The following is a 17,177-nucleotide window of genomic DNA, read 5'->3' as shown; positions in this document are numbered from 1 at the left end:
GTTTAGCATGTAGCGCCGGGGGTTCTTCTGTGTGCGGCTACTCGTCTGCGGCGTCGCGGGCGGCCTGGCGCCTGGCGTCACGACCCGACCGTCCGGCGGGCACCGCCAGAGGCTGTTCCGCTGAACCGGCGTCGGCGATGAAGCCGGCTGCCGAAGGGGATCCGTCGCCCGGAAAACCCGAGTGGGTCGCTGCCGGATGCGACGGGGCACCGTCATGCACGGTCGGTGTGTGGGCGCGCACGATGGGCCGCATCGGGTCTCCACGCCGCTCCTGGCCGGGCACGGGGCGCGAGCGGCGACCGTAGATGAGCTCGCTCGAGTCGAGGAGCCACGGCACCAGCGAGATCGTCACTCCGTGCACGAGCATGAGGCGCTTGTTGAGACGCCGGGCCTTGTGGTTGTGGAGGAGGCTCTCCCACCAGTGGCCCACGATGTAGATCGGCGTGTACACGGTCACGACCTCGGCGCCATGGGCCAGGCGGTGCTTCTTGATGTAGGCGCAGAGCGGTTCGGCGACATCGCGGTACGGAGACTCGATGATGTGAAGCGGCACGGCGATGTTCTGGCCGGACCAGTCCCGTTCGAGCTGGGCGGTCTGCTCCTCGTCGATCGAGATGTGCACCGCCTCGAGCGAGGCGTGGCGGGCCGCGATCGCGTAGTCGAGCGCCTTCAGCACCGGCTTCTGCATGCGGCCGACCAGTACGATCGCATGGTCGCCCTTCGCACCGAAGGTGGTGACCGGGTCGACCTCGATCTCCTTGTTCACGTCGCGGTAGTACCGGTTGATGCCGAGCATGAACATGTACAGGATCGGCATGATGACGAACACCAGCCACGCGCCGTGGGTGAACTTGGTGATCGTCACGACGATCAGCACCACGCCCGTGAGGAGGGCACCGAACGAGTTGATGGTGAGGCTCCGGATGGTCGCGCCCCGGTCGGGTGCTCCACTTCGGAGAAGCTTGATCCAGTGCACGATCATCCCGGTCTGCCCGAGGGTGAACGAGACGAAGACGCCGATGATGTACAGCTGGATGAGCTGGGTCAGGGACGCCTGGTAGACGAGCAGGATCGCGGCCGCAGCCAGCGCCAGCAGGATCATGCCGTTCGAGAACACGAGCCGGTCGCCGCGCGTGAGCATGGCCTTCGGTGCGTAGGAGTCCTTCGCGAGCACGGATCCGAGCAGAGGGAACCCGTTGAAGGCGGTGTTCGCGGCCAACAGCAGCACCGCGGCGGTGGCGGCCTGGATGATGAAGAAGGGAACGGAGTTGTTGCCGAACACGGAGGCGGCGACCTGCGCCATGAGACTCCGTTGCGGCGTGGACTCGCAGTTCGCGAACCCGATCAGGTCACAGCTGTTCTCGGCGTAGTGCACACCCGAGATCAGCGCGAGGGTGATCAGGCCGGCGAACAGCACGATCGCGATGCTGCCCATCAGCACCAGCGTGCGCTGGGCGTTCTGGATCTTGGGGCGGCGGAAGGCGGGCACGCCGTTCGCGATCGCCTCGACGCCGGTGAGGGCCGAGCATCCACTGGAGAACGCCCGCAGCAGCAGCAGGATGACCGCCACCTGCCCCAGGCCTTCGGCCTTCACCGCGTAGTCAGCCGATTCGGCGACCGGAGCTCCGCCGAGGGCCGTGCGGCTGAGCCCGACCACGATCATGACGAGCACGCTGCCGACGAAGACATAGGTGGGGATGGCAAAGGCCTTGCTCGACTCGCGAACCCCGCGGAGGTTCACAGCGGCGAGCAGGATCACGAAGAAGATGGCCAGTTCGACCCGGAAGCCGTTGAGCTCGGGGATGGCCGAGATGATGTTGTCGACGCCACTGGCGACGGAGACGGCCACCGTCAGCACGTAGTCGACTAGCAGGGCGGAGGCGACCACCAGGCCGGCCTTCTCGCCGAGATTCTTGTGTGCGACCTCGTAGTCGCCGCCGCCCGAGGGGTAGGCCTTCACGAGCTGCCGGTACGACGCAACCACGACGACCAGCAGCAGCACCACGGCCGCGGCGACCCAGGGGGCGAAGGAGAAGAACGCGAGCCCGCCGATCAGCAGGATCATCAAGAGTTCCTGCGGGGCGTAGGCGACGCTCGACAGCGGGTCGCTCGCGAAGATCGGCAGTGCCAGACGCTTCGGCAGGAGCTGGCCCTCGAGCTTGTGGCTGGGTAGCGGATCCCCGATTATCCAGCGCTTCGCCGACTTGGGTTCGTTGGTCACGAGTGACGACACTACACCTCAGATTAGGCGTCTCAAACTGCACGGGAATCGCTTTTATTCCCACTCCACAACGATCTCTGGCCCGGTTTTCCGGCCCGCCGGCGCGAGGTGGGCTGCACGCACCTCCAACGCCTGCCGAGCATCCTCGAAGAGCGGGTCGTAGAACGCCGAACGGTAGGAGGCCGTCGTGGTCGCTGAGATGAGGAAGTTCAGCGACGACACGCAGCTCAGGAAGACGGCCGTCTTGACGAGTGCGGCATCCACGGGAAACCGGATCCCGGCCACCTCGAGCTGCTCCCGCCCCGGCCCGAGCCAGGCGTCGAGCACAGCGCCGCTGAAGGCGATCTGGCCGAGCGCGGTGAGAAAGAGGCAGACGAGGCCCGAGAAGACGGCCACCTGGAAGCCCTGCGCGAGCACGAGCACGGTGGTCACGTTGAGCTGTTCGAGGCGGCTGAGCGGCGGGCCGGCGTTCTCGAGCCCGACCGTCTCCCGGCGGGTGACGGGAACGATGAAGATGAGCCCGAGCGCGACGAAGAAGGCGACGACGCCCGCCAGTCGCTCCGGGGACATGGCATTGGTCACCTCCCAGAGCGTGCGGGAGAAGAACGACACCACGACGACGAGCATCAGCAGGGGCAGGGCGCGTGTCGTCAATTCACCCAGGGCCTTGAACTGCCGGATCGCCGACCGCAGCGACCAGCTCGCGAGAGACCCGAGACCGAGCCCGGTGGCCGCCAGGGAGAGCCCTGCCGTGATCGCGGCGCGTGCGGTGCCGAGCAGTGCTCCCGTGCCCTCCGGTGGGCTGCTGCCGGCGGCTGGTGGATGCCCGGCGAGCCACGGGGCAACCGCAACGTAGTAGGTGAGGAGCATCCAGCCCGCCACGGTCATCCCGCGCGGCGCAGAACGGAGCCAGGCGCCGGAGCGGAGGAACGCGGCGATCGGCGTGAGCAGCAGCACGATGAGGCCGAGGCCGGTCAGCAGGAGGGCGCCGAGGCCCGCGAGCGGCGAGGAAGAGTTGAGGCTGACCGTCGCGTGGTCGATCATCCACGCCCCGAGGTCGGCGGAGCTCAGCAGCAGGATGAACGGGGCGGTTCGTGCAACCAGCTGTGACGCCCGTCTGTGCCGTACCACGAAGGCCGGGAGACCGTGCGCGCGCAACCATCGCTCGTCGTCCCCGAACATGGGCTCTGCAGGCGGCATCCGTTCTCCTGTGGTCTGCCCCCCGCCCCACGATCCTGCCACGGTGCCCACCCGGGTACGCAAGAGGGCGGACACCCGAATGGATGCCCGCCCTCCCGAAACCGTCAGCCGACGGTCACGTACGCATCCGGGCAGCTGTGCCCCGTGACGATCACAAAGGCGAGACCGCGCGGGGATTCGCGCCATCGATCTCGACGGAGGCATAGTCGAGCATCCACCGCCCCGAAAGAGGCGCATGAAAGCCTCTGGCTGTACAAGTGACGATTCGTCATCTACGGTAGTGGCCATGTCACAATTCCGCCCTTCACGACGTCTCTCCCAGCGCGCCCACCGCGGTGTGCCCGCACTTCTCGTCGCCGCCGGTTCTGCCGGTCTTGCAGCCTGCCTGGTCCTGACAGGCGCTGGCGCCGTGTCTGCTGCGACGGGGCCGTATGTGGTTGCCGGCACCATCGCCACCGGTGGGCGCCTGATCGCCGTCGACGATTCGACCGGGTTGCTCTACCTGGTCGATCAGGCGGCGGGAGCCGTCACGCTGGTCGATGCCTCGACAGGCAAGCCCGTCGGGGCGCCGCTGGCGGTGGGCGCGTCTCCGACCGAGATCGTCGTGAATCCGCAGACACACGACGCGTTCGTTCTCAATTCCGACGCCACCCTGTCGATCATCGACGGAAGGACTCGCGGGGTGAAGTCCCTCTCCGTCGGTGCCGGTGCCCAGAACATCGCCATCGACACGCTGCAGAACGAGCTCTACATCACAACGAAGGCGAACACTCTCACCGTGATCGACGGCGACTCGAAGACTGTCGAGGTCACACCGGTTGTGGTACCGACCAAGGCGATGCTCGACATTGCCATCGACTCGACGCACAGGCGGGCCTACATCACCGACTTCACCGATGCCAGCGTTCTCACGGTCGACCTCGATACACGCAAGCAGGTTGGTGTCGCCGTGAAGGTGGCTGCGAAACCACAGTCGATCGCCGTCGATCCGAAGACGCAACTCGTGTATGTCTCGAACGATGCCGCCGCGGCGAGCGTCGTGGCAGTCATCAAGGCCAGTTCGGCCCCGCCTACGGTGAGCTTCATCTCGACGGGCGATGTGGGCAGCAACCTGGCTGTCGACCCGCGCACCGGGCGGGCGTTCATCTGCACCGATTCGGGGGAAGCACTTCTCTCTCTCGACGGCGCGACCGCGAAGATTCTCCAGTCGGTCGATCTGGCGGGTTCGAGCATCGCCAGGGATCTCGCTGTGTCGGGCGTCGATGGAACCGTGTACGCAACGGACTTCGACGCGGGCAGCCCGACCACCGTGGTGCGTGAGTCTGTCAGCCCGGTGATCAGTTCGGGAGCTCCATCCGGTGCGACAGTCGGCGTGCCTTACTCACACCGGGTGACAGCGACCGGCCAGCCGGCCCCCGCGAGCTTCAGAGTCACCGCAGGCTCGCTCCCAGACGGGTTGAGTATCGAACCGGCCACAGGCCTCATCTCCGGCAAGCCGGCCACCGTGGGCACATTCTCATTCACAATCACCGTGAGGAACGGTGTGAATCCGGTCGCCGGGGCCGACTACGTCATTGTTGTCGCGGCGGGCGGGGCGGCCACCCCTCCGCCCACCGGGCCCGCAACAACGCCTCCCGGAACTGCGACAACACCACCCGGGGCGACGGGACGTTCTGGTGGTTCCGCGGGCACCTTGGCGAGTACTGGATTCGAACCCGCTTCGGCTGTCGCACTCGCCGTGGCAGCGCTCCTCGGTGGAGCGGCCATGATGCTGTCGTTGCAGAGGCGCCGGCGCCGTTCGGTTCGCTGACGGAAGACCGAAACCGCCCACCGCGGCTCGATGTCGTGACGGCCTGATGTGCAGTCAAAGCGACGCACTCAGCAGGCAGCACAGGAAAGTGGCGGGTACCCGAAGGGGTACCCGCCTCTTTCCTGTGCCCGTCAGAAGACGGAAGCGAGACTACTCGCGGACGTCTTCGTCGACCCAGTCGAGGGTCTTTGTGACGGCCTTCTTCCAGTTGCGGTAGAGGCGCGCGCGCTCGTCCTCGTCCATGTTGGGCTCCCAGCGCTTGTCTTCGAGCCAGTTGGCGCGGAGGTCGTCGAGGTTGGCCCAGAAGCCGGTCGCGAGCCCTGCGGCGTAGGCGGCACCCAAGGCGGTCGTCTCGGCGACGACCGGGCGCACCACGGGCACGCCCAGGATGTCTGCCTGGAACTGCAGGAGGGTGTCGTTGGCGGTGGCGCCACCGTCCACCTTGAGCTCCGTCAGCGGCACGCCGGAGTCGGCGTTGACCGCGTCGATGACCTCTTTGGTCTGGAAGGCGATCGCTTCGAGCGCAGCCCGGGCGATGTGACCCTTGTTGACGTACCGCGTGAGGCCCACGAGGGCGCCACGGGCATCCGAGCGCCAGTGCGGGGCGAACAGACCGGAGAACGCGGGCACGAAGTACGCTCCACCGTTGTCCTCGACCGTCTTCGCCAGCGTCTCGACCTCGGGGGCCGAGCTGATGATGCCGAGGTTGTCGCGCAGCCACTGCACGAGCGAACCCGTGACAGCGATCGAGCCTTCGAGCGCGTAGTGCGTCTCGCCGTCGCCCAGCTTGTAGCCGATCGTCGTCAGCAGGCCGTTCTCGCTCTTCACGATCTCGGTGTCGGTGTTAAAGATGATGAAGTTACCGGTGCCGTAGGTGTTCTTCGCCTCACCCTTGTCGTAGGCGGCCTGGCCGAACGTTGCGGCCTGCTGGTCGCCGAGGATGCCCGCGATGGGCACCTCACGCAGCAGCGAGTTGTCGCTCGCGGTGCCGTAGACCTCGGAAGAGCTCTTGACGGTGGGGAGCATCGACTTCGGCACACCGAAGTCGGCGAGGATGTCATCCCGCCACTCGAGCGTCTTGAGGTCGAGGAACATCGTGCGGGACGCGTTCGTGACGTCGGTGACGTGGATGCCGCCGTTGGTGCCGCCGGTCAGGTTCCAGAGAACCCAGGTGTCGGTGGTGCCGAAGATGAGGTCTCCGGCCTCGGCACGCTCGCGGGCCCCGTCGACGTTCTCGAGGATCCAGACGATCTTGGTTCCGGCGAAGTAGGTCGAAAGGGGGAGGCCGACGATGTCCTTGTACTTCTCGACACCGTCGGAGCCTGCGAGGCGGTCGACGATCGACTGCGTGCGGGTGTCCTGCCAGACGATGGCGTTGTACACGGGCTCGCCGGTGTTCTTGTCCCAGACCACAGCGGTCTCGCGCTGGTTGGTGATACCGATCGACACGATGTCGTGGCGGGTCAGGTTGGCCTTCGAGAGGGCCTGGCCGATGACCTCGCGGACGTTGTCCCAGATCTCCTTGGGGTTGTGCTCGACCCAGCCCGCCTTCGGGAAGATCTGCTCGTGCTCCTTCTGGCCCGTCGAGACGATTCCACCCTCATGGTTGAAGATGATGGCACGCGACGAGGTGGTTCCCTGGTCGATGGCGATGACATACTGCTCGCTCATTCGTTACTCCTTTGTAGTTTCGTAGTTCTGGAAAGCGTCAGGTCAGGATCGGCAGCAGCGGGATGGCCAGGAGGCCGGCCAGGATGCCACCGATGATCGGGCCCACAACGGGAACCCAGGAGTACGACCAGTCGGAACTGCCCTTGCCCTTGATCGGCAGAAGGAAGTGCGCGATGCGGGGGCCGAGGTCACGAGCCGGGTTGATGGCGTAGCCGGTCGGGCCACCGAGGGAGGCGCCGATGCCGATCACGAGCAGGGCCACGGGAAGGGCACCGAGAGCGTCGAGTCCGCCGCCGCCGGTGTTGCGGGAGAAGCCGATGACGACGAAGACCAGCACGAAGGTGCCGATGATCTCGGTGACGAGGTTCCAGCCGTAGGAACGGATGGACGGACCCGTCGAGAACACGCCCAGCTTGTTGGCAGGCTCAGGCTCTTCGTCGAAGTGCTGCTTGTAGGCGAGCCACGTGAAGACGGCACCGATGATCGCACCGATGAGCTGTGCGGCGATGTAGGCGAGGATCGACAGCGCGTTCACGTCGACCTGGGTGGTCGCGCCACCGAAGTGGGTGGCGCCGTTCGCCCAGAGACCGAGGGTCACAGCCGGGTTGAGGTGCGCCCCGGAGGCGTAGGAGACGATGACACCGGCGAAGACCGCGAGGCCCCAGCCGATGTTGACCATCAGGGTGCCCCCGTTGAAGCCCTTCGACTTCGTGAGGGCGACGTTGGCGACGACGCCAGTGCCGAGGAGCACGAGGAGGGCAGTACCCACCAGCTCCGAGAGGAAATCTGTACCGAGATGATCCACGTTGACCTTTCTTTTGGGCGACTTCGCCACGTTGGGTGTGCCTCGAGCGCGAGGCGCGTATCGGAGCCGATTGAAACCTAGCGCCGACCGCGTCTCGCGAACAAGACGTTGTGTATGCACATCCGTGCATAATTCCGTGCTGTGTCGTCGGCCGCCGGGGAGGCGGCCAACGACGCTACTTCGCTGCCGCGACCGTTTCGGCGACGCTGGCGGGAACCGCCGCGTCGAGCGTCAGGCCGTGGAAGAACGAGAGGTTCTCTGCGGCGAGCTTCCGCTCGTCGGCCAGCTGCTGGGCCGACCAACCGAGCTTCGCGCCGACGATCTCGCTGAGCTCGTCGAACACGGGCTGGGTCAGCCCGCCGACGAACGCGACGATGGTGCGTCGGAGAACCACATCGGTCAGGTGCACGACGTACTCGGAACCGATGAGGTAGTCGAGTTCCGCCGTGCTGTACTCGGGCAGCGAGACGAGCGGCTTGTCGTCGCTCGACGACGCGATGGCCGCGATCAGCTCGGTCGCCTTGGTGCCGTAGCGCTTCAGCAACTGGGTGGCGCGGGCCGGCGCCAGGCCGTCGGCGTGAGCCGTGACCCAGGAGCGGACAGCCGAATCGGTGGTCGGGAAGTCGACTCCGCCGCCGATCTGCAGGTTCTCGGTGCTCACTGACCGGGTCTTCTTCAGCAGCGCGAGCGTCTCGTTGGTGAGGTGCTCGGCGAGGGCTCTCCAGGTGGTCCACTTGCCGCCGACCAGGCTCAGCATCGGCGTCTTCTTGTCGCCGGCGAAGACGGTCTGCTCGATGCGGTAGTCGCGGGAGACGAAGCCGGGGGCGGTGTCGTCGTGCCTCGGCAGGGGGCGGATGCCCGAGTACCGGAAGACGATCTGCGAGCGATCGATCTCGATGGTTGGGAAAACGTGCGAGACCAGCTCGAAGAAGTAGTCGACCTCCTCCTCTGTGCAGACCGCGGGCTTCGACGGGTCGGCCTCGATGTCGGTGGTACCGACGAGAACGCGACCGTTCAGCGGGTAGATCAGCACGATGCGGCCGTCGTTGTTCTCGAAGAACATCTCGCCCCCGGCGCAGGCGTCGTAGAGCTCGGGGTTGTCCAGCACGATGTGCGAGCCCTTGGTGCCACCCATGAAGCTGGTGGTCTTGCCGAGGGAGGCGTTGGTGAGGTCGGTCCAGGGGCCGGAGGTGTTGACCACGACATCCGCCTTGACGGTGAACTCGGTACCGCTGACGTTGTCGCGGAGAACCACGCCGCCGGCTGAAGATCCGATCGCCTCGACGTAGTTGGCCTGGCGGGCCCTGTCCTTACCGGCCACGATGCCGTCGCCGACGATGTCGAGGGCGAGACGCTCGGGGTTTTCGACTGCCGCGTCGTAGTAGCGCGCGGTGTATTTGACCGTGTCCCGCAGCTTCGGGAACTTCTGCATGGTCTTCTTGTGGCCCTTGAACTCGTGGCGGGGCACAGTGCCGCCGTCGCGCGAGAAGGAGTCGTAGCCGGTGAGGCCCAGCTTGATGAGCAGCGCGCCGCGCTCCTTCGTCTTGCCGCCCGGCTTGTGGGTCAGCAGCCGGAGGGGAGCGGAGAGGATGCCCGAGAAGGTGGAGAAGATCGGGATGGTCGTCGGAAGCGGCTTCACGTAGTGGGGCGCGAGGCGCAGCAGCCGGTTGCGCTCTTGCACCGACTCACGCACGAGCCGGAACTCGCCGTTCTCGAGGTAGCGCACGCCACCGTGGATCATGTGGCTGGAGGCTGCCGATGCGCCGGAGACGTAGTCGGCGCGCTCGATGAGCATCACGTCGACGCCCTGGAGCGCCAGGTCGCGGAACGTGCCGACGCCGTTGATGCCGCCGCCGATGACCAGGACCTCCGCAGAGGGGCGGTCGAGGATTGCCTGAACGTCGCTGCGGAGCCCGGTGGTCGCTGCGGTTTCAGAGGTGTTGTCAGTCACTGTTCACTCGCCTTCGTGTAAGTCCCAGGTTGCACCCGCGCAATCCGTGTGACTCAATACATACTGAGAACTGTGACACGAATGGTCAAGGTAGTTGCACATCTGTGCAAACCGAGGGAGGGCTCACGATGAGAGCACCAGTGACCGAGCATCCGGCACCCAGCGAGAGGGTGCGTGACGCTCTCCGCGCCGCTCACCTCTACTACATGCAGGATCTGACGATGGAGGCCATCGCCGCCGAGCTCCACACCTCCCGTTCGTCGGTGTCGCGCCTCATCAGCTACGCCCGCGAGGCGGGGCTGGTGGAGATCCAGGTGAAGACGCCGGCGGAACGCATCTCGACGGCGCTGCAGCGCATCCAGGACAAGCACCACGTCACGGTGCACGTCGTGCCGGTACCCGATTCGGCCAATGAAGTGGACCGCCTCGAGCGGGTGGGGATGTCGGCGGCGCGCATCCTGAACCAGTACTTCGACTCCAACATGACGATGGGCATCGCCTGGGGCAGCACGATGAGCGCGGTCAGCCGCCACCTGCAGCCGAAGGTCACCCACAATTCCCAGATCGTGCAGCTGAACGGTGCCGCGAACACGCGGACGACGGGCATCGTGTACGCCAGCGAGATCATGTCGAGGTTCGGTGCGGCCTACGGCGCGTACGTCCAGCAGTTCCCGGTGCCGGCGTTCTTCGATGACCCGGCGACGAAGCAGGTGCTCTGGCGGGAACGCAGCATCCGGCGGGTGCTCGACATCCAGAAGCGGATGGATGTCGCGCTCTTCGGCCTCGGAACCCCGCTGTCAGACGTGCCGGGGCACGTGTACACGAGTGGTTACCTCGATGAGCAGGACTTCCAGAGCCTGAATGCGTCGCATGTCGTCGGCGATGTGGCGACGGTGTTCTACCGCTCCGACGGATCGAGCGCCGACGTTCCGATGAACCTCCGGTCGAGCGGACCGCCGCTTGACCAACTGGCCCGGGTGTCGAGGCGCGTCTGCGTGGTCTCCGGCAAGTCCCGGATGCCCGCCCTCCGCGGCGCGCTGGCCGCGCACCTGATCACCGACCTGATCGTCGACGAGGCCACGGTGCACGGCCTGCTCGACGATTAGCCACGCCAGCCGGATCAGCCGGATCAGTCGCGCCAGTCGGGTTAGCCGTTCCAGGCGCTGACCGCGTCGAGCTTCGCCACCTCGTCGGGGGCGAGGGTGACGTTCGCGACAGCGACGAGATCCGCGACCTGGGACAGCTTCGAAGCGCTGGCGATGGGCGCGACGACGGTGGGCTTGGCGAGCAGCCAGGCGAGAGCGGTGGTCGTGATACTCACGCCGTGGGCCCGGCCGATCTCGTCGAGGGCATCGATGATGGCGAGGCCCTGGGGCGTCACGAACTTCGCGGCGCCCGACGCACGAGGGGAGTCGCCGAGGTCGTCCGTGGAGCGGTACTTTCCGGTGAGGAAGCCGCTGGCGAGCGCGTAATACGGGACGACGCCGAGGTTCTCCCGCTCGGCGATCGGCGCCAGGGTGTCCTCGAAGTCGTTGCGGTGCACCAGGTTGTAGTGCGGCTGCAGAGCCACGGGCAGCACGAAACCGTTCGCGCGGGCGACGGCGAAGTACTCCTCGATGCGCTCGGGCGAGTAGTTCGAGAGCGCGATGAAGCGCACCTTGCCGGCTTTCACCAGTTCGTCGAAGGCCCCCGCGGTCTCTTCGAGGGGGGTCTCCTCGTCGTCGAAGTGCGCGAAGTACAGGTCGATGACGTCGGTCTGCAGTCGGCCGAGCGAGGCGTCGGCGGCGGCGAGGATGTTCGCTCCCGCCAGGCCCAGGAAGTCGGGGTGGCGGCTGACCTTCGTTGCCACGACGACCTCGGAACGGTTGCCGCGGGAGGTCATCCACTCGCCGATGATCGTCTCGGATTCCCCGCCGTGGTTGCCGGCCGCGAATGCCGAGTAGGAGTCGGCCGTGTCGATGAAGTCGCCGCCCGCCGCGGTGTAGGCATCGAGGATGTCGAAGGAGGCGTCCCGGTCGGCCGTCCAGCCGAACACATTGCCGCCGAGGGAGAGGGGAAAGACGTCGAGGTCACTGGAACCGATGCGGGTCATGGTCATCCTTTCGAGATGCTCCAAGGCTACGCCGAAGCGTCTGTCACCATCCTCAGGCGGCGTTCCCCCTGAGCGCTCGTCTGAGAACGCACGAAGGTGAGAGGTCGGCCTGCGCCTGACGTTCGCGGCGAAATCGCAGCCTCCTCATCATGATTCGACAGGTGGCCGACCTACGCTGTCGTGGCCCGGCCGACGCGGCGGGGCAGAGGGAGGTCACGTGGTCGGCAGGGTTCGAGCGGTGCTGGGGTTGGTGGTCGCGAGTGCGCTGGCCGGCGTATTGGTGACGGCGATGTTCACTCCGGCGGTGGCCCTGGGCGGTATCGCTGTGGGCTCCTCGCTCGAGGCGTTCGACGATCTCCCCGACTACATCAAGCCCGACACCCTCTCGCAGACGTCGAGCATCTACGCTCAGGACGCCGCCGGCAACCGCACCCTCCTGGCCTCGTTCTACGACCAGAACCGCCAGGAGGTGGGCTGGAGCGACATCTCGCAGTACTTCAAGGATGCGATCGTCTCGACCGAGGATCCACGATTCTATGTGCACGGCGGCATGGATGTGCAGTCCACCGTTCGCGCGTTCGTTTCGAACACCGTGTCGGGCGGTGTCGAGTCGGGGGCGTCGACGATCTCGCAGCAGTACGTCAAGAACATCCTCGTGCAGCGAGCGGAGGCGATCAGCGACCCGACGGCCGAGGCCGCGGCCTACGCGGATGCGACGGCCACGACCGCCGACCGCAAGCTCAAGGAACTGAAGCTCTCGATCGGTCTCGAGAAGGAGTACAGCAAAGACGACATCCTGCTCGGGTACATGAACATCGCCCTCTTCGGCGGTCGGGTGTATGGGATCCAGGCCGCGTCGCAGTACTACTTCGGGGTCGACGCGAATGCTCTCACGCTCGCGCAGGCAGCGAGTCTCGCGGCCATGGTGAACGCGCCGGAGGCGCTCCGCATCGACGTGCCCGACAACATCGCCGCCAACACCGCCCGGCGGAACGAAGACGTGCTCGCGTCGATGCTCAAGGAGAGTGCGATCACCCAGGCGCAGTACGACGCCGCGATCGCGACCCCCGTCACCCCGAACATCACCGAGTCGTCGACGGGCTGCCAGACGGCAGCGGCCGGTGCGGGTTTCTTCTGCGACTACGTGAAGAACATCATCCTGAACGACAAGACGTTCGGTGAGACGGCGGATGACCGGGCGAATGCGCTCAACCGGGGCGGCTACACGATCGTGACGACCCTCGACCCGGCCCTGCAGGCTGCCGCCAACCAGGCGGTGACCGACTACGTGCCCTCCTCCATGTCGAGCGTCGACATCGGCGGCGCGTTCGTCACGGTGCAGCCGGGCACCGGCAAGATCGTCGCGATGGCCCAGAACAAGACGTACAGTCAGGATCCGTCGGCGGATCCGGCCACGAACACGGCCATCAACTACAGCACGGATGCCGCCTATGGCGGTTCGAACGGCTTTCAGAACGGGTCGACGAGCAAGCTGTTCGTGCTGATGGACTGGCTGAAGAGCGGGCGCTCGCTGAACGACTTCGTGAATGGCTCGAACAACCAGAAGTTCACCGCCTCGAACATCACCAACAGCTGTGGCGCGACGGTGAACGGCACCTACACGGCGGGCAACGACGCGGGGGAGTCGGGCGGCAACGCCACGGTGCTGTCGCAGTTCGAGGACTCGGTGAACAACGCGTTCCTGAACATGGCCACGAAGCTCGACCTCTGCGACATCAACGCGATCGCTTCGGCGTTCGGGATGCACCGGGCCGACGGCGCGGCGATGGACACCGGGCTCTACGCCACTGTGCTCGGCGGCAACGAGGTCTCTCCGCTGACGATGGCGGCCGCGTACGCGGGCGTTGCCAACAACGGCATGTTCTGCACGCCGGTCGCTATCTCGAGCATCACCGACTCCACCGGTGCGGATGTCGCGGTGCCGCAGAGCACGTGCACGCAGGCGATCGACCCCACCATCGCCCAGACCGCGCTCTATGCGATGCAGGGCGTCATCCAGTCGGGAACGGCCACGACGGCGAACCCCGCCGACAGCACGCCGCACTTCGGCAAGACCGGTACGACAGACGCCGAGAAGGACGTCTGGCTGGTCGGCGGAACCACCCAGCTCGTCTCGGCCTCCTGGGTCGGCAACGTGACGGGAAACGTGTCGATCCGGCAGACGGCGGTGACGGGCGGCAACGATGTGACGGTGCGGAGCGGGCTCTCGCGGCTCTACGTGTGGAAGGAGTTCTACAAGAACACCGCTGATGCCCGCGGGGGCAGCAGCTTCCCGCTGCCGGCGTCTGCCTCACGCGGCTCCGGATCGGGGTCCTCGGGCACCGCGGGCACGGGGCGCGGCACGGCGACGGCGACGCCCACGCCCTCGCCGACGGCCGCGCCCGGCGGCCCCTCCGGCAACGGCACTGCCCCCGCGGCTGACCCTGCCGGGACGCCCGCGGCGGTTCCCGCGCCGACATCCACGCCCGCCGGCTGACCAGCGCCCGCTCTCCGACTGTCCAGGCTGCCGCGCCTCCGCTCCGGGAGGAGCTGAGCCGAACCGAGGCGCTATACGGCACGGATGTGCTCAGCTCCTCCCGGAGCGGAGGTCAGGAGGCGGGGTCAGGCGGGGTCAGGCGGGGTCAGGCGGGGGACGGCGGGGCGGCGGGAGGCGCGGGCGCGTCGGCGGGGGGCGGCGGCGTGGCCGCGATGACGGCGCGGTAGACCTCGGCCACGCGGGCGAGGTACAGCTCGATGGCGTTGCGCTCCGGGGGTGCGAAGTCGTCGAGCACGGCATCCACCCCGAAGATGAGCGGACGGAGCGCCGTGAAGGTGCGAGCGACGGATGCCTCGGCCGGCACGACGCGCACCTTGCGGCGGTCGCTCGGGTGAGCCGCGCGCGCGGCGTGGCCGGCCTTCTCGAGGCGGTCGATCACGAGGGTGGTCGCGGCAGTGGTGATGCCGAGGCGGTGGGCGAGCTCGGTGGGGCTGAGTGGCCCCGCCTCGATGAGGTGCTCCATGGCCTCGAGGTCGGTGGCGTTGATCGAGAGGTGGGCGGCGAGCACCCGCTCGAAGTCGGCGGTCAGGGTCAGGAGTTCGCGAAAGCTGAGGCTCGCCTGGCTCATCTGGGACTGTCGGTCGCCGAGCAGCGACTCGGCGACCGCGGCGGACGGATCGGCGTGGTCCGGGGCCGCGGCGGACGGATCGGCGTGGTCCGGGACCGCGGCGGACACCGGGGGGCGGGGTGCGCGCGAAGCCGTCATGCGGATCATTCTATCCTCTGTTATTGTCAAGTAGCTTTACTATCAGGCAAGTAAGAGAGACGGGACCCCCGGATGCGCCACCTCACCGATTTCGTCAGCGGAAAGTTCACCGCGTGGATCGTTCTCGCGCTGGCGATCGTCGCAGCGGGCATTCTGTTCGCCACCGCACCGGCGAGCACCGGCAGTGTCGCCCCGACCGCCGGACTCCCCGCCAGTACCCAGTCAGCCCAGGTCGCCGAGCTGGCGAAGCAGCTGCCGAACTCCGACGCCGGGTTCGCGCTGGTCGTGTTCGACCGCGGCGGCGCGGCCCTCACCGATGCCGACCGGACCGCGATCGCGGCACGTGGTGCGGCTCTCGCGCCTGAGTCGCTCAGCGGCCAGCTGCCGCCGGCGCAGTACTCAGACGACGGAACCGCCGCCCTGCTGCCCCTTCCGTTGCCTGCCGCGACCGACAGTGAAGCCCAGGGAACCCGGGTCGCCGACCTCCGGGCCACCGCGAAGACCGACCTCCCCGAGGGGCTGAACGCCTTCGTCACCGGGCCCGAAGGATTCCAGGCCGATGTCGCCGCCGCATTCCAGGGTGCCGACTTCCGGCTGCTGCTCGTGACCGTGATCGTGGTGGCCGTGCTGCTGCTGATCACCTACCGGAGCCCGTGGCTCTGGCTGGTGCCCCTGGCCGTGATCGGGCTCGCCGACGGCCTGGCAGGCATCCTCGTGAAGCAGCTCGCGAACGTGTTCGGGTTCACCATCGACGCGTCGATCTCGGGCATCCTCTCTGTTCTCGTCTTCGGAGCGGGCACGAACTACGCCCTGCTGCTCATCGCTCGCTACCGGGAGGAACTGCGGCGGCACGAGAGCCGGAGGGTGGCGATGTCCCAGGCGCTCCGCGGGGCGGGGCCCGCCGTGCTCGCGAGCGGCAGCACGGTCACGCTGAGCCTCCTGACGCTCCTGTTCGCGGAGCTCTCCGGCAACCGGGCGCTCGGTTTCGCCTGCGCGATCGGTATCGTCACGGCGATGATCTTCGCGCTGCTGGTGTTGCCCGCCGCGCTCGTCATCTTCGGACGCGGGCTGTTCTGGCCGTTCGTGCCGACGTTCGGCTCCGAGTCGCCCACCGAGCACGGCTTCTGGTCGAAGCTCGGCCGCGGGGTCTCACGGCGGCCGGTGATCGTGGTGATCGGCAGCGTGGTGGTGCTCGGCGCGCTCGCGCTCGGCGCCCTGAACCTCAGCGTCGGGCTCTCGCAGGTGCAGCAGTTCCGGGGCAACCCCGAATCGGCCCAGGGCCAGGCGGTCATCGACCAGGCGTTCCCCGCGGGCCAGAGCGCCCAGACGGTCGTCATCACGCCGACGGATGCCCTGAAGAGCGCCCAGCGCATCGCCACCCAGACGCCCGGGGTCGATGCCGTCACCGTGGGCGCGGCCGCCGGAACCATCACGCAGCTCAGCGTGACGCTGGCTGCGGAGCCGCAGTCGGATGCCGCGTTCCAGACGATCACCGATCTGCGGGCCGCCTATGCGGATGCGGACGACGGCGCCCGTGCGGCACTGGTCGGCGGCACGGACGCCACGGCGCTGGATGAGAAGACCGCTTCGGCCCACGACGAGGCCCTGATCATCCCGATCATCCTGGCGATCGTGTTCGTGGTGCTGCTCGTTCTGCTGCGGGCCCTTGTGGCGCCGGTGCTGCTGATCGTCACCGTGGTCGCGAGCTACTTCGCGAGCCTGGGCGCGGCGAACCTGGTGTTCAAGACGGTCTTCCACATTCCCGCCTTCGACACGAATGTGGTGCTGTTCAGCTTCCTGTTCCTCGTCGCGCTCGGGGTGGACTACAACATCTTCCTTGTGACGAGGGCGCGGGAGGAGGCCGGGCTGCTGGGTACGAGGCCCGGGATGATCCACGCCCTCTCGGCGACAGGTGGCGTGATCACCAGCGCCGGCATCCTGCTGGCGGCGGTTTTCGCGGTGCTGAGCGTGCTGCCGATCATCGCCCTCACCCAGATCGGCGTCATCGTGGGCATCGGTGTGCTGCTCGACACCCTGCTCGTGCGCACGGTGCTGGTGCCGGCACTGGTGTTCGTGACCGGCGACCGGTTCTGGCTGCCGTCGCGGCCGGCTGGCATCAAGGCGGCCACCCGCGTCTTCGACACACCGTAGAAGTGCGACACTG

At 67.2% G+C, this 17,177-nt stretch carries 11 protein-coding genes; 4 read left to right on the top strand and 7 right to left on the bottom strand.

Translation table 11 applies throughout. The features are described 5' to 3' along the window. Positions 1 to 37: 37 nt before the first annotated feature. Positions 38 to 2,221 carry an APC family permease gene (locus B7R21_RS02080; RefSeq protein WP_116281755.1) on the bottom strand — a complete coding sequence of 728 codons (2,184 nt, stop codon included), beginning with the start codon at positions 2,219 to 2,221 and terminating at the stop codon, positions 38 to 40. Between the two features lie 54 nt (positions 2,222 to 2,275). Continuing rightward, complete coding sequence (locus B7R21_RS02075) at positions 2,276 to 3,421, bottom strand: hypothetical protein (RefSeq protein ID WP_147305775.1); 1,146 nt, start codon at positions 3,419 to 3,421, stop codon at positions 2,276 to 2,278. 286 nt (positions 3,422 to 3,707) lie between these two features. On the opposite strand from B7R21_RS02075, the gene B7R21_RS02070 reads away from it, so the two are divergent. Next, positions 3,708 to 5,231 (top strand): putative Ig domain-containing protein, encoded by a 1,524-nt coding sequence (locus B7R21_RS02070; RefSeq protein ID WP_172592010.1) that lies wholly within the window; start codon positions 3,708 to 3,710, stop codon positions 5,229 to 5,231. A gap of 150 nt (positions 5,232 to 5,381) precedes the next feature. Here the strand turns inward: B7R21_RS02070 and glpK are convergent, their stop codons facing one another. From glpK to B7R21_RS02055, 3 genes are all read right to left on the bottom strand, one after another. Further along, positions 5,382 to 6,902: a glycerol kinase GlpK gene (glpK, locus tag B7R21_RS02065; protein WP_116281595.1), complete on the bottom strand. Its 1,521-nt coding sequence runs from the start codon at positions 6,900 to 6,902 to the stop codon at positions 5,382 to 5,384. A 37-nt stretch (positions 6,903 to 6,939) separates the two neighbouring features. Next, positions 6,940 to 7,707 (bottom strand): MIP/aquaporin family protein, encoded by a 768-nt coding sequence (locus tag B7R21_RS02060; RefSeq protein ID WP_116281594.1) that lies wholly within the window; start codon positions 7,705 to 7,707, stop codon positions 6,940 to 6,942. 175 nt (positions 7,708 to 7,882) lie between these two features. After that, positions 7,883 to 9,658 (bottom strand): glycerol-3-phosphate dehydrogenase/oxidase, encoded by a 1,776-nt coding sequence (locus B7R21_RS02055; RefSeq protein ID WP_116281593.1) that lies wholly within the window; start codon positions 9,656 to 9,658, stop codon positions 7,883 to 7,885. 128 nt (positions 9,659 to 9,786) lie between these two features. Here B7R21_RS02055 and B7R21_RS02050 point away from each other — a divergent pair, with 128 nt between their 5' ends. After that, positions 9,787 to 10,764: a sugar-binding transcriptional regulator gene (locus tag B7R21_RS02050; protein ID WP_116281592.1), complete on the top strand. Its 978-nt coding sequence runs from the start codon at positions 9,787 to 9,789 to the stop codon at positions 10,762 to 10,764. A 41-nt stretch (positions 10,765 to 10,805) separates the two neighbouring features. Here B7R21_RS02050 and B7R21_RS02045 read toward each other — a convergent pair whose 3' ends face one another. Then, positions 10,806 to 11,750, bottom strand: a complete 945-nt coding sequence (locus tag B7R21_RS02045) for an aldo/keto reductase (protein WP_116281754.1) — start codon at positions 11,748 to 11,750, stop codon at positions 10,806 to 10,808. A gap of 217 nt (positions 11,751 to 11,967) precedes the next feature. On the opposite strand from B7R21_RS02045, the gene B7R21_RS02040 reads away from it, so the two are divergent. Continuing rightward, the gene (locus B7R21_RS02040; protein ID WP_116281591.1) at positions 11,968 to 14,247 is read left to right on the top strand and encodes a transglycosylase domain-containing protein; all 2,280 of its coding nucleotides are present in this window, start codon (positions 11,968 to 11,970) and stop codon (positions 14,245 to 14,247) included. Between the two features lie 145 nt (positions 14,248 to 14,392). Here B7R21_RS02040 and B7R21_RS02035 read toward each other — a convergent pair whose 3' ends face one another. Then, positions 14,393 to 15,013 (bottom strand): MarR family winged helix-turn-helix transcriptional regulator, encoded by a 621-nt coding sequence (locus B7R21_RS02035; RefSeq protein ID WP_253259593.1) that lies wholly within the window; start codon positions 15,011 to 15,013, stop codon positions 14,393 to 14,395. 72 nt (positions 15,014 to 15,085) lie between these two features. Between B7R21_RS02035 and B7R21_RS02030 the strand changes: the two genes are divergently transcribed. Further along, positions 15,086 to 17,164, top strand: coding sequence for an MMPL family transporter (locus tag B7R21_RS02030; RefSeq protein ID WP_116281590.1), 2,079 nt, complete (start codon positions 15,086 to 15,088; stop codon positions 17,162 to 17,164). The last annotated feature ends 13 nt before the right edge of the window (positions 17,165 to 17,177 follow it).

The sequence above is a fragment of the Subtercola boreus genome (genome assembly GCF_003399625.1).
GTDB classification, from domain to species: Bacteria; Actinomycetota; Actinomycetes; order Actinomycetales; family Microbacteriaceae; genus Subtercola; species Subtercola boreus_C.
This window is presented reverse-complemented; position numbering and strand designations above follow the sequence as displayed.

Coding starts and splice junctions, on each gene's coding strand:
- B7R21_RS02075 (WP_147305775.1), bottom strand. CDS start 3,421: ATGCCGCCTGCAGAGCCCATGTTCGGGGACGACGAGCGATGGTTGCGC.
- B7R21_RS02070 (WP_172592010.1), top strand. CDS start 3,708: ATGTCACAATTCCGCCCTTCACGACGTCTCTCCCAGCGCGCCCACCGC.
- glpK (WP_116281595.1), bottom strand. CDS start 6,902: ATGAGCGAGCAGTATGTCATCGCCATCGACCAGGGAACCACCTCGTCG.
- B7R21_RS02050 (WP_116281592.1), top strand. CDS start 9,787: ATGAGAGCACCAGTGACCGAGCATCCGGCACCCAGCGAGAGGGTGCGT.
- B7R21_RS02045 (WP_116281754.1), bottom strand. CDS start 11,750: ATGACCCGCATCGGTTCCAGTGACCTCGACGTCTTTCCCCTCTCCCTC.
- B7R21_RS02035 (WP_253259593.1), bottom strand. CDS start 15,013: ATGACGGCTTCGCGCGCACCCCGCCCCCCGGTGTCCGCCGCGGTCCCG.
- B7R21_RS02030 (WP_116281590.1), top strand. CDS start 15,086: ATGCGCCACCTCACCGATTTCGTCAGCGGAAAGTTCACCGCGTGGATC.